Genomic DNA, 12,567 nt, shown 5'->3' on the forward strand with positions numbered 1-12,567 from the left:
GATCTAGAAGAGGGATGTTTATGTAGATTGGTTGAGCCACAAACAGGCCTGATTATACGTTAATTTCAATGGGTGTTGATAATGACTGTTTCTGATTCAATAGCTTAAGTGCCGATTCGTCCAGCCAGCGCCACTCTCCGGGTGCCAGGTCATCCGGCAGGTCAAGCCCACCAATTTTAATGCGTTTTAAAGCCTCGACACGATTGCTCACTGCGGCGACCATGCGCTTCACTTGGTGGTATTTACCTTCAGCGAGGGTCATATGAATAATCTGATCGCTGATTTGCTCACAGGCCAGTGCCGCAATAGGTAACGGCTCATCTGCTAATTGCACGCCTTGCAAAAGTGTTTCAATCTGCTGGCTATCTACTGCGTGTTTGGTGGTGACTTCATAGACTTTAGGTACTTTGTGCTTGGGTGAACTCATGCGGTGAATAAATTGCCCATCATCCGACAGCAGTAACAAGCCCGTAGTATCTTCATCCAGCCTGCCTATGCATTGCACGCCTCGCTCCAAAAGTTGCGGAGGAAGCAAGCTAAAAATGCTCGGATGATGCTGTGGCTTGTGGGAGCATTCATAATGCGCCGGTTTGTGCATCATCAGGTAGGATTTTTCGCGGTATTGCCATGCTTCGCCGCGTACCGTGAATTCCAGATTGTGCGTGTCAAATTCGGTAAAAGGGAAATCACATACCTCGCCATTCACCGTGACTTCTCCATGACGAACGATCACGCGGCAGTTTTTGCGGGAGCCGAATCCCTGAGAGTGCAAAATACGTTCAAGCTGCATATCTATTGCTTACCGTAAGTGGGGACATTGGCATCACACTTTGCTTTGAGCCACTTTCCACTCATCTCGGTTGTTTGATCCATTGGCGGTGCACCTTTTACCATGCCGCGCATCGACCATGTACCCTGATAGTATGAATCGCTGAACACGGTCATCTCGAACTTGCCAGTAGCGCTTAAATCACCTGAACACAACATATCGCCGCTGATCTTGTTGCCAGCACGTTTGTAATTACTGATCTTGCAGTTATCCTCAGTTTTTGGCAGTTCAATCGGTTTGTCGAGTTTTGCCTGTTCTGGGGTGATACATTGTTGCGTTACCATGGGTTTGTCGCCGAATGGCACTTCTATGCCCATATTCTTCATTTGCTCAAGTTGTTCAGCTGGGATCGCAGGCATGCCTTTGATATTCGTCTTGATAGTCGTTTCCCATTGTCCGGGTTTGATGCCCTCAGCAGCGTGGCTTATGGGGGTGAAGCCTATGATGCAGAGGGCAATGGTCGCTAACACTTTATTTTTCATGAAAATCCTTTAAGGTAGGTCTATTGCATTGATTAATTTAAAAAATCAGGCATGTCGTGTTTCTATCTTGCCATCGTGCACGATAAACACGGTGCTAGCCAATTTGTAGAAGAGGCCATGCTCGACAACACCCGGTGTATTATTCAAGAGGTGATTCAGTTCTGCAGGTGGTAATGAAGCATCAAACACCATTTCCAGCACTAAGCTACCATGTGATGTCATCGCAAGGCCATCCTTACTGGCATTGGGGCGTAACGTTCCGGTTGCGCCCACGTTTGCCAAATGTTGCTTCACTAATTGCCAGGCAAAAGGCATCACTTCAATGGGAATCGGATATTGTTCACCTATGCGGTTGACCAGTTTACTTTCATCAACAAGCACGATGAATTGCTTACTTGCCGTGGCCAACAGCTTTTCGCGCACAAGGTCAGAGCCCCGACCTTTAAGCAACGCTAAATCAGGTGACACTTCATCTGCACCATCTACATAGAGGTCTAGTTCTGTTAATTGTTCAATCGCAATTAATGGCAAGCCTGCTTCTTTTGCTTTGATTGCGCTGATATAAGAGCTTGCAACTGTGGTGACATTCAAACCTTCAGCATGTCTTTTGGCTAGCGCTTCGATAAAAAAATTGGCTGTCGAACCTGTGCCAAGGCCAACAATCATGCCATTTTCTACCAGATTTGCCGCATGAGAGGCGACAAGTGCTTTATCACTCATGGGGAATTCTCGAATTAAGTTAAAATACGGTTACATAGATTTAATTGAATACCATGACATTTAAGCATATTACCTCGCGTGACAACGTTCTTTTCAAGCAGCTTAAGAAACTTGCTGATTCATCACGCGAGCGTCGTAAACAGAATCAGACATTGCTTGATGGCGCACATCTGGTCAATGCCTATATTGACCACTTTGGCATGCCTGAGTTGCTTATTATCCCCGAGGGATTCTCTACTAACGAGGTAACGGGGCTTATCCAGAATCTATCTGATATCCCCACTGTGATGTTCACCACGTTGATGTTTGCTGAGCTTACCCCAGTCGCATCGCCTACCGGTATTCTAGCACTCATCAACACGCCTGTTATTGAAACTCCGGCGGCACCTGAGTTTGTACTGATGCTTGAAGATATTCAAGATCCCGGTAATCTTGGCAGCATGCTGCGTTCGGCTGCTGCTGCTGGTGTGCAGACCGTCTATCTTTCAGAGGGATGCACAGATGCCTGGTCACCAAAATCGCTCAGAGGCGGCCAGGGCGCGCAATTTGTATTACCCATCATCGAGCGGGCAGATTTGCTAGAAACCATTTCCGAGTTTGCTGGGAATACCTATGCAACTACACTCAGTGGTCAGTGCATCTATTCATTTGATTTAAGCCAACCAACCGCTTTCATTATCGGCAATGAGGGTACGGGTTTAAATCAGGACACCATCAAAGCTGCAAATCATGCAGTCAGTATCCCCATGCACGGGCAAGTTGAATCACTCAATGCCGCCGCCGCTACGTCTATTTTCTTGTTTGAGCGTGTGCGGCAGACTGTTTAATGCTTGCTAGGCGTGCTCGGCATGACGATTTCATGGCTGAGTAGTTGTTCGACATCTACCTTGTCAAAGATATAGTCTGCATTGCAAAAGTCGCAAATGATTTCAACATTTCCACGTTCTTCGATAATGCTGTTGACCTCTTCTTCGCCAAGCATTTTGAGCATATTGCCAACACTTGTCCTTGAACAACTGCATTGGAATTTAACCAATTGCTCAGGAAATAATCGAATGTCTTCTTCGTTGAAAAGCCGCTTGAGTAAGATCTCTGCTGGTAATGTCAGCAGTTCGGAGTCTTTCACCGTTTCGGCAAGATAGGATGCTCTTGTCCAGACATCCACATCTTGCTCAGGCTGGTCAGGGAGTTTTTGCAATAACATCCCGGCAGCAGATTTTCCGTCACAGGCAAGCCATATGCGTGTTTCTATCTGTTCCGAGCGTTGCATGTAGTTTTGCAGTACTTCACTGATATTGTCGCCCTCGACTGGAACGATACCTTGGTAGGCCTGTTTGCCGTCTTTTGGATCAAGCGTGATGAAGAACCTGCCATCACCTACGAGCTCACCAAAACTTTGGTCTTCAAGGTCTCCTGACCATTTGGCAGTTGCACGTATATTCAATGTATCAGTGCATTCCACAACCAATAGGCTGATCGGTCCTTTGCCTTGCACCTGCAATACCAAAGCGCCTTGCATTTTTAGCGTAGCTGCAAGCAGTATGCTTGCCACCATCAGTTCGCCAAGTGCCTGACGTAATATTGGTGGGAGTTTCTGGTGTTGTAGCGCAGTATTGAACGTGTTATCCAGATGCACGATATTGCCGCGAATCGGGTTGTTCTCAAATATGAAACGATGGAGTTGGTCTGGTTGTTGCATAGGCTTTTTACGAAAAATATTAGGTTCTTGGGCTTGATAATACATCATAACATTGAGAGAAATATCATGTGTCTTATTCAAGATATGCGTCCCCAATTAACAAAAAATTGATGAGATGGCTAAATTAAGTAAGAATCTAGTTGTCTGTTATTTAATGATAAGCCCAATCAGTAAAAAAGAGTCTGTGTTTTGAGCCCACGTTTAAAGGCTTTTTTAAAGCCACAATTCTTTGCATTCGTTTTCGCAATGGCGATGGTTCCAGCGCTTTTTATGCTGCTGCAACGGTCAACAAACGAGCTCGTTGATTCTCGTCGCCTTGTAGAACATACCTATACCGTATTAAATCGGCTTGACCTTTTACGGCTGGATATCGAAGGTGTCGAGACGGCCCGGCGTGGGTACTTGATCATGCATCAAGAGCAGTATCTGCAGCCTTTCTATTTTGCCAAGCAGCGTATCCCTGAAGATCTCTCGACATTACAAACGCTGACTAAAGATAATCGGAGTCAGCAGGCTCACTTGACCGCAATCATGCCTATCATTGACGAGTTAGTGACTACCGCCGGGAATAATATCGCGATTCCACCTCATGATGCGGTAGCAAGCATGACGCACGCGAAAGCGATTCTCGATAGAGCGCGTCAGATGATAGAGCGCATGCAGGTTGAAGAAAATAGGCTGCTCACTTCCAGATCGCTTGCTACAGAACAGAAACTCTATAATTTGAAGTTACTGCTTTGGGGTATGAGTATCGGCTTTATTTTTCTACTTATCATCTTGTTCGTGAGCATGTATCGCGAGATTATTGAGCGTCGCCGCGTTGAGTTGGGGTTGATTGAGAGTCAGGCATTCAATGAGATGACGGTTTATAACCTGTCTCTTATGAGTGAGATGACCAGCCTTTTACAGGCGTGCTCCAATACCGAAGAGTCACTTGATGTGATACGCCAATTCGCCGCACGACTATTAAGTGTTGATGCGGGTGTTTTATATCTCTTCAGGGAATCGCGCAATCAGGTAGAGGCCAGTATTAATTGGGGCGCTCCCGCAAAAAGTGAAGTCATTTTTCAACCGGATGACTGCTGGGCTTTAAGGCGCGGAGAAGAGCATCGGTTCGATGCGGGGCACAACTCTCTGGCGTGTAAGCATTTGTACCATGATGACGATATTTTCAGCCTCTGCATTCCCATCGTGGCGCAGGGAAATGTACTTGGCGTACTGCATCTGGAGAATCATGGGACTCTTGAAATCAGTAGCGTCGAGAGAAATATTGCAGTTAATCTGGCAAGCCAGATCGCATTGGCACTGGCAAGTATCAAATTGCGTGATACCTTGCGTAATCTGTCGGTAAGAGATCCGCTGACAGGTTTGTTCAATCGCCGCTATATGGAAGAATCGCTGCATCGCGAAATCGCCACAGCACAAAGAAAATCCCGCCCACTCGGTTTAGTCATCCTTGATCTCGATCATTTCAAGAAATTCAATGATACGTTCGGCCATGATGCTGGCGATATGCTGTTGCGCGAAGTAGGCGCGCTGCTCGCCAAGAATTCACGTGCAGGCGATATTGCCTGTCGTTTTGGTGGCGAAGAGTTCGTGATGATTTATCCGGAGGCACCACCAGAGATGGTACAAGAGCTTGCTAATCAGCTGCGTCAACTGATCTATGCGCTGCAGTTACAGCATTACGGGCGCTCATTGGGACAGGTTTCAGCTTCGTTTGGTTTGGCGTTCTTCCCTGCACATGGGAGCAGTGGTGAAGAACTGCTGCGTAATGCTGACAAAGCACTTTATCGAGCCAAAGCTGCTGGTAGAAACCGCCTAGAAATTGCGGATGCCGGGAATAGTTAATCCGAACTAATCATTAATCGCTGCTGTGGGATTTTTACTAAATCCCAATGGAATATTGCCCATTCCCATAGGTGTTTCAGGTTGGTTTGTTGAAGTTGATGTGGTGGATATTGCCCCAGAAACTTTAACGCCAGAAAAAGTGCATCTACAGGCGTTTTTTCGTTGATGTCATGAGCTAGGGTCTGTTTACTCAATTTTTCGCCTTGTGCATTCGCCGCAATCGGCACATGCGCATAATTTGGCGTTGGAAACCCTAAGCGTTTTTGCAGGTAAATCTGGCGGCTTGTCGAATCCAGTAGGTCTGCACCCCTTACTATGTGGGTGATATGCTGCGCTGCATCATCGACTACTACCGCTAGCTGGTATGCGTAAAAGCCATCGGCGCGCTTTAATACGAAGTCGCCTATCTGCTTTGCCATGTTCTGTGAGATATTGCCCTGAATAGCATCTTCAAACTGAATATCTGTATCGTCTACCTTTATGCGCAATGCTTTTGCTTCTTTGCCGCAAGGCGCGCCATGACGACAAGTGCCGGGGTATATGAGGCCATCGATACCTTGGGTGGCCGAGTCGGATATTTCCTTGCGTGAACATGCGCAAGGATAGGCCAGGCCGGTATTGGCTAGCTGCGCTAAGGCGCTCGCATAGTATTCATGCCGCTGGCTTTGATAAAGTACGGCTTCATCCCATTCAAAGCCGAACGTATCTAGCGTTTTGAGAATGCTATCTGCTGCGCCCGGCATTTCGCGTGCGCTATCCAGATCTTCCATACGCACTAGCCATTTCCCTTGATGTGATCTTGCTTCGAGATAGCTTGCCAAGGCAGCCACCAATGAGCCGAAATGCAGTGGTCCGGTAGGGGAGGGGGCAAAGCGACCTACATAGGGCGACATGTCGTTAATGCACTGCTTGCAGATACGGTGGGATATGCCATGACTGGAGTTGTTTGCCAAGCAGAACCAATTGGCAGGTCAAACGCTCGCTACCAGTGGCGCTGACCTCAAAATCGTAGGTGCGTAATAAACGCACATGTCCACGGTTGTTACGGCCTAGCCTTAATCTGCTGCATGCGACTGTCTCATCAAGCAATTGCAGGTTGCAACGTGCTGCAAGATCACTGCCTTTTTCGATAGCGGTCTCTCTTGCCGTAATGCTGTCAAACCAGAGCCATGCGCCACCGATGACGCCTATTAGTAAAATGATTTCCACAAAGCTGCCTTATTCATTACCCAGCGACTGGCGTAGATGGTTCATCTTCTTCCGGTTTGTCTTCGTGTAAAGAGAGATGCTCGATGCTTGAGTTGCTATCTTTTGATTTTGCATCTTTACCGTGTAACTTGAAGCGTAAGCGCAATTCATTGATCGAGTCTGCGTTGCGTAAAGCATCTTCCTCTGTGATGCGGCCTTCTTCACACAGCTGGAATAGAGCTTGATCGAAAGTCTGCATGCCAAGCTCAATGGATTTTGCCATGGCTTCTTTTACCATGTTGGTTTCGCCTTTAAGGATCAAATCAGCGACCAATGGGGAGTTAAGCAATATCTCGATCGCAGCACAGCGCCCACCCCCTTTTTTAGGCACTAGGCGTTGTGACACGAAAGCGCGCAAGTTAAGCGAGATATCCATATGGAGTTGTGCATGACGCTCTTCGGGGAAGAAATTGATGATGCGGTCAAGCGCCTGATTTGCACTATTGGCATGTAGTGTAGCCATGCATAGGTGGCCTGTTTCAGCAAATGCCAAAGCGAATTCCATGGTTTCTTTATCGCGAATCTCACCGATCAGGATGACATCGGGTGCCTGACGCAACGTGTTCTTTAATGCCGGAAACCAATCCAGCGTGTCGCGACCGACTTCGCGATGGGTGATGAGACAGTTCTTACTTGGATGCACATATTCAACGGGGTCTTCGATGGTGATGATATGGCCGTAGGTGTTCTCGTTACGGTAGTCGATCAATGCTGCCAATGTGGTCGACTTACCTGAACCTGTGCCTCCCACCAGAATGATCAGGCCACGTTTTGCCATCATCACGTCTTTTAACTGATTTGGTAAGCCCATTTCATCAAAATTGGGGATCTTGGTGGTGATGGTGCGTAATACCATGCCCACATGCTCTTGCTGCACAAACACATTGACCCGAAAACGGCCAATCTCGCGAGGCCATATTGCGAAGTTACATTCCTTTTCCTGCTCGAACTGCTTGCGCTGTTTCTCATTCATCATCGCTTCGGCAAAGGCTTTAGTGTGGTCGCCAGTGAGCTTTTGCTGGGTAACGGGTGTCATCTTCCCATCGATCTTCATTGCGGGCGGGAAGTCAGCAGAGATGAATAAGTCAGATGCTTTTTTGTCTAACATGCTACGCAAAAGATTATGCATATATGCCAATGCTTGTTCTTGATTCATGCAGATGACTCCGAAATTAGGCAATGATGATTGAGTATTTAACCCCTATCTTAATCACGATGTGATTAGGCATCAACATAATCCATGCAATGGATGACGAAAATTGATATTGATATTTAAGTCGGCAATATGAAAAAAAATGTAAACCAGATTTATTGCATGGAATTTATCAGTTATAGTTAACAGAAAGCAGTGCCAATCCTTAAGTTTGTATATTTGAATCCGTATAATTCCCATATGACTGAAAATCGTGAGCAAGAGGCACTACGTGCGTACCTTAATCTTCTAGAGAAAAAGGGCGCAGATGCTTCTAACCTGAAACGGCGCGAAGCGTTCCTGCAAAAGCTGATGCCAGACTTGGCTGATAAGAATCCTGATGGGGCTATCTTTCGGGATGTCGTTGAAGATGTTATTGAACAGATAGACAATTCTGATTGGGCGTTCACCCTTTCTGTTGCCCGTGAATATTACCCATTCTGGATCAAGGATATCAAGGCGATAGCCGCAATGAGCTCCGGCGAGGCTTTTGAAGTAAAGCCGATTCAGTGGCAGCCGCAAGACTGTAACCTGAAAGCGATTTGGAAGCTGCTCGATAAAGAGAAATTTAGCCTAGTTGAAACATGGGCACTTAAGGCTTATGGTTTGGCATTACGGCAAGAAGGTGCGACCCAGGATATGGTCGATACACGCATCAAACTGGTGAAGCTTTTGCTGGTGCGTTTGCGTGATGCGCCGGATCAAAGCCCAAAGGTGTACCGTGTGGGGGTCGATTCGACGGTAGCGTTATTCTTGTTGCAAGACACACGCCGTTTATTTTTAGCGGTTGTCCGTGAGTTTTATTATTTCTGGATCGGTGATCCAGAAGCGGGGAACTACATTCGCGGTGAAACTCCGACTAGCCATTTCTAAATGTGGATTTAAAGACGCGCTAGCTTCTCTTCTATTTTTTCACATAATGTTCGCAATATCTTGATGCGGGCATAGTTCTTGTCATTCGCTTCAATAAGATGCCATGGTGCCACGACACTGCTGGTGCGTTCTACCATATCTGCCGCTGCTAATTTATAGGCATTCCATTTTTTGCGATTGCGCCAGTCATCAGGCGTGATCTTGAACTGTTTATACGCGATCTCTTCGCGTGCCGTGAATCGGGCTAATTGTTCTTCCTGTGTGATCTGTAGCCAGAACTTAAGCACGAGTACATCGTGCTTGCTTAGCTGTTCTTCAAAATCATTGATCTCAGCATAAGCGCGTAGCCAATCATATTGACTGCAAAACTTCTCAACACGCTCGACCAACACACGGCCATACCATGATCTGTCAAATATCGCGACATGTGCTTTGGCGGGAATTTTGCGCCAAAAACGCCATAAGTATGGTTGGGCTTGTTCTTCATCGCTGGGCGCTGAGATGGGGGTGACGTTGTAGATACGTGCATCCAGTGCTTGGGTGACTCTGCGGATTGCACCACCCTTACCAGCGGCATCTACGCCTTCGAACGCCAGCACTAGCGCCATCTTTTTGAATTTAGGATGTCTGCTCAGCTGGTTGAGCTTGCCTTGGTAATGCTCTAATTGATTGTTGTATGTCTCTTTATCCTGTTGCTTGGATAAATCTAAGGTATCAAGAATACGTAGCTTATCAATGGGTTTTAGTAATGGTGGTGCCTCTGGTTTTGGTGTCTTTTTCTTATGTTGGCTGATCCTTGATTTAAGGGTTTCAAGGAGATATTCGCCGGTGGTCAGGTTGCGGTAATTAGGATCAGTACCTTCGATCACCATCCATGGGGCATTCGCGGTACTGGTCTCTTTGAGTACACGCCCGGCAATGCGGCGGAATCTATCGTATAGCTTCAGGTGTTTGATATCCTGTTTGCTGACACGCCAACGCGTCTTGGGGTCTTTTTTTAATGCCTTGATTCTGTTTTTTTGTGCATCTTTGGATAGATGGAACCATAGCTTGATGACAAGTGCACCTTCTTCTGTGAGCATCTGTTCAAAGCGCACGATGTCGTTCATGGCATTATCTAATTCAGAGGTTTTGATCTCACCATAGCTTTTCTGGACGATAGGCTCGGTGTACCAAGAGCCAAAGAAGATGCCAATCTCGCCTTTAGGAGGTAGTGCTTGCCAGAAGCGCCACATGGGTGGTTTTGCCAGCTCGTCCTGGCTGGGTGGCGCAAAGGCATAGGTGTGGATATGGCGGGCATCCATCCACTCATTGAGAATGTTCGCTGTTTCGCCTTTTCCTGCACCATCCACACCACTGATGAGCAGAATGACGGGGAAGGACTTAAGCTCAAGCAATTTATACTGTACATCCAGCAAAGCCTTTCTGAGCAAGGGCAGTGCTAGTTCATATTTTTCTTTGGAGATGTGATGCCCGAGTTCAGCCGATTCAAACATAGCGCGATGCTTTAAAGTTAGGAACTGTTAGTTTAACTGCATAGCTCCACAGGTGGCAGATGTTCGAGTTCATCATCGGTGAAAAGGCGTGAGCGGATGATGAAGTGTTTGCCAGTGGCCTGTTCCAGCGAAAACATACCGCCATGGCCAGCAATGACGTCCAAGGTTAGGTGCGTGTGCTCCCAATACTGGAATTGGAATTTTGCCATATAGAAAGGCACGCCATGCACGTCGCCGAGTTTGACATCTGAACTACCTATCATGAATTCGCCTTCTTGCAGGCACATGGGGGCACTGCCTTCGCAGCAACCACCTGATTGATGGAACATAAGATTGCCATGCTCTGCTTTCAGCTCATCAAGTAGGGCATCGGCAGCGGGCGTGCTGGTAATACGCGTTGCAATCATGGCATCACCTTTTGGCGTAATGTATCTTTATCGTACTATTCATCAAGCTGTGAATGAAAACGCAGTGCGACATTTTAAAATCTAAATGCGACACTGCGTATCTCTTTACTTGCGCCAATTATTTTAATCAGCGTTGAGTGTGTTTAGAAAAAACCTAAAGCGTTAGGACTGTAGCTGACGAGCAGGTTCTTGGTTTGTTGGTAGTGATCCAGCATCATCTTGTGGTTTTCACGGCCGATACCTGATTGCTTGTAACCACCGAACGCCGCATGCGCAGGGTAGAGGTGGTAACAGTTAGTCCATACACGGCCAGCCTGAACACCACGGCCCACGCGGAATGCACGGCTGCCATCACGCGTCCATACACCTGCACCCAAGCCATACATCGTGTCATTGGCGATAGCCAGTGCTTCTGCTTCATCCTTGAATGTTGTTACTGATAATACTGGGCCAAAGATCTCTTCCTGAAAGATGCGCATCTTGTTATGGCCCTTGAATACGGTAGGTTCGATGTAATAACCTTCGCTCAACTCACCATCCAGTTTGCTGATGTTGCCACCTGTGAGCAGCTCTGCACCTTCTTCTTTACCTAGCTTGATGTAGGAAAGAATGATCTCGACCTGTTCGCTAGATGCTTGCGCACCGATCATGGTAGCGGGGTTAAGTGGATTGCCTTGTTTGATCGCTTTTACGCGTTTGATGGCACGTTCGATGAATTTCTCGTAGATCGATTCCTGAATCAATGCACGACTAGGACAGGTACAGACTTCGCCTTGGTTCAATGCAAACAGGGCAAAACCTTCAAGACATTTATCAAAATAGGCGTCATCAGCATCCATGATGTCTTCAAAGAAGATATTAGGTGATTTACCGCCTAACTCCAACGTGACAGGAATCAAGTTTTGGCTCGCATATTGCATGATCAAGCGACCAACCGAAGTAGAGCCAGTGAATGCGATCTTGGCGATTCTTGGGCTGGTAGCCAATGCTTTGCCTACTTCAACACCAAAACCATTGATGACGTTTAATACGCCAGCAGGTAATAATTTGCCGATGATCTCCATTACGATCAGGATGGATGCAGGCGTCTGTTCAGCCGGTTTTAGCACGATACAGTTACCTGCTGCCAACGCGGGTGCTAATTTCCATGCGGCCATCAGGATCGGGAAGTTCCAAGGGATGATCTGGCCAACGACGCCTAGCGGTTCATGGAAGTGATAAGCCACGGTGTCATGGTCGATCTCGCTAATGCCGCCTTCCTGCGCACGAACACAGCCTGCGAAGTAGCGAAAGTGATCGATAGCTAGAGGAATATCTGCATTCATGGTTTCGCGCAATGGTTTGCCATTGTCGATGGTCTCTGCAATCGCGATCTTTTCAAGATTGGCTTCCATTGCATCTGCGATTTTTAGCAGAATGTTCGAACGTTCTGTCGTTGAGGTCTTGCCCCATGCTTCTTTGGCAGCATGGGCAGCATCTAGTGCGACATTGACATCTTTCTCGTTAGAGCGTGCAACGCGGCAGAACACCTTGCCGGTGATCGGGCTGATATTGTCAAAGTAACGGTCATCTACAGGAGCAACCCATTCGCCACCGATATAATTATCGTATTTTGCTTTATATGGGATATCAACACCCAGACCTTTTAGGCTTTCTAAAACCATGATGCTTCTCCTCAATGTAAAAATTATTGAACTTGTTATTTGACTTTGTTTCTAAAATTGTATCAAAATGTAACGGTGATGTGAGTAATAAAAAAAACAGCAGTAT

13 protein-coding genes are annotated in these 12,567 nt (G+C 46.9%); 3 read left to right on the forward strand and 10 right to left on the reverse strand.

Annotated elements, in window-relative coordinates:
- Window positions 1-52: 52 nt before the first annotated feature.
- From A7981_RS04600 to rpiA, 3 genes are read right to left on the reverse strand one after another with little or no spacing between them, the layout of a single operon-like run.
- The gene (locus A7981_RS04600; RefSeq protein WP_067264627.1) at window positions 53-790 is read right to left on the reverse strand and encodes a pseudouridine synthase; all 738 of its coding nucleotides are present in this window, start codon (window positions 788-790) and stop codon (window positions 53-55) included.
- A gap of 2 nt (window positions 791-792) precedes the next feature.
- Window positions 793-1,311, reverse strand: coding sequence for a DUF3617 domain-containing protein (locus A7981_RS04605; protein WP_067264630.1), 519 nt, complete (start codon window positions 1,309-1,311; stop codon window positions 793-795).
- A gap of 45 nt (window positions 1,312-1,356) precedes the next feature.
- Window positions 1,357-2,031 (reverse strand): ribose-5-phosphate isomerase RpiA, encoded by a 675-nt coding sequence (gene rpiA, locus A7981_RS04610; RefSeq protein ID WP_067264634.1) that lies wholly within the window; start codon window positions 2,029-2,031, stop codon window positions 1,357-1,359.
- Between the two features lie 53 nt (window positions 2,032-2,084).
- Here rpiA and A7981_RS04615 point away from each other — a divergent pair, with 53 nt between their 5' ends.
- On the forward strand, window positions 2,085-2,858 hold the full coding sequence (locus A7981_RS04615) for an RNA methyltransferase (protein WP_067264648.1): 774 nt from the start codon (window positions 2,085-2,087) through the stop codon (window positions 2,856-2,858).
- Here the strand turns inward: A7981_RS04615 and hslO are convergent.
- A complete protein-coding gene (gene hslO, locus A7981_RS04620) occupies window positions 2,855-3,730 on the reverse strand; it encodes an Hsp33 family molecular chaperone HslO (protein WP_067266548.1) in 876 nt (291 codons plus the stop codon). The genes A7981_RS04615 and hslO overlap by 4 nt on opposite strands.
- A 189-nt stretch (window positions 3,731-3,919) precedes the next feature.
- On the opposite strand from hslO, the gene A7981_RS04625 reads away from it, so the two are divergent.
- Window positions 3,920-5,581, forward strand: a complete 1,662-nt coding sequence (locus A7981_RS04625) for a diguanylate cyclase (protein WP_067264651.1) — start codon at window positions 3,920-3,922, stop codon at window positions 5,579-5,581.
- Here the strand turns inward: A7981_RS04625 and gluQRS are convergent.
- Genes gluQRS through A7981_RS04640 form a run of 3 tightly spaced genes read right to left on the reverse strand, consistent with a single transcriptional unit; the run spans window position 5,578 to window position 7,985 of the window.
- On the reverse strand, window positions 5,578-6,474 hold the full coding sequence (gluQRS, locus tag A7981_RS04630; RefSeq protein ID WP_067264655.1) for a tRNA glutamyl-Q(34) synthetase GluQRS: 897 nt from the start codon (window positions 6,472-6,474) through the stop codon (window positions 5,578-5,580). The genes A7981_RS04625 and gluQRS overlap by 4 nt on opposite strands.
- Before the next feature lie 4 nt (window positions 6,475-6,478).
- Entirely contained in the window at window positions 6,479-6,790 is a 312-nt protein-coding gene (locus tag A7981_RS04635; protein WP_067264657.1) for a DUF3301 domain-containing protein, read from the reverse strand.
- 16 nt (window positions 6,791-6,806) lie between these two features.
- A complete protein-coding gene (locus A7981_RS04640; protein WP_067264660.1) occupies window positions 6,807-7,985 on the reverse strand; it encodes a PilT/PilU family type 4a pilus ATPase in 1,179 nt (392 codons plus the stop codon).
- Between the two features lie 237 nt (window positions 7,986-8,222).
- On the opposite strand from A7981_RS04640, the gene A7981_RS04645 reads away from it, so the two are divergent.
- A complete protein-coding gene (locus tag A7981_RS04645; RefSeq protein ID WP_067264664.1) occupies window positions 8,223-8,894 on the forward strand; it encodes a hypothetical protein in 672 nt (223 codons plus the stop codon).
- Window positions 8,895-8,902: 8 nt separating this feature from the next.
- Here A7981_RS04645 and pap read toward each other — a convergent pair whose 3' ends face one another.
- The 3 genes from pap to adh all read right to left on the reverse strand — a co-directional run bounded on the left by pap (window position 8,903) and on the right by adh (window position 12,461).
- Complete coding sequence (gene pap, locus A7981_RS04650; protein ID WP_067264665.1) at window positions 8,903-10,390, reverse strand: polyphosphate:AMP phosphotransferase; 1,488 nt, start codon at window positions 10,388-10,390, stop codon at window positions 8,903-8,905.
- Between the two features lie 32 nt (window positions 10,391-10,422).
- Window positions 10,423-10,797 carry a DUF779 domain-containing protein gene (locus A7981_RS04655; RefSeq protein WP_067264666.1) on the reverse strand — a complete coding sequence of 125 codons (375 nt, stop codon included), beginning with the start codon at window positions 10,795-10,797 and terminating at the stop codon, window positions 10,423-10,425.
- 143 nt (window positions 10,798-10,940) lie between these two features.
- The gene (gene adh / locus A7981_RS04660) at window positions 10,941-12,461 is read right to left on the reverse strand and encodes an aldehyde dehydrogenase (protein ID WP_067264669.1); all 1,521 of its coding nucleotides are present in this window, start codon (window positions 12,459-12,461) and stop codon (window positions 10,941-10,943) included.
- Window positions 12,462-12,567: the final 106 nt, after the last annotated feature.

Origin of the sequence: Methylovorus sp. MM2 (assembly GCF_001648895.1) — a bacterium.
Taxonomy (GTDB): domain Bacteria; phylum Pseudomonadota; class Gammaproteobacteria; order Burkholderiales; family Methylophilaceae; genus MM1.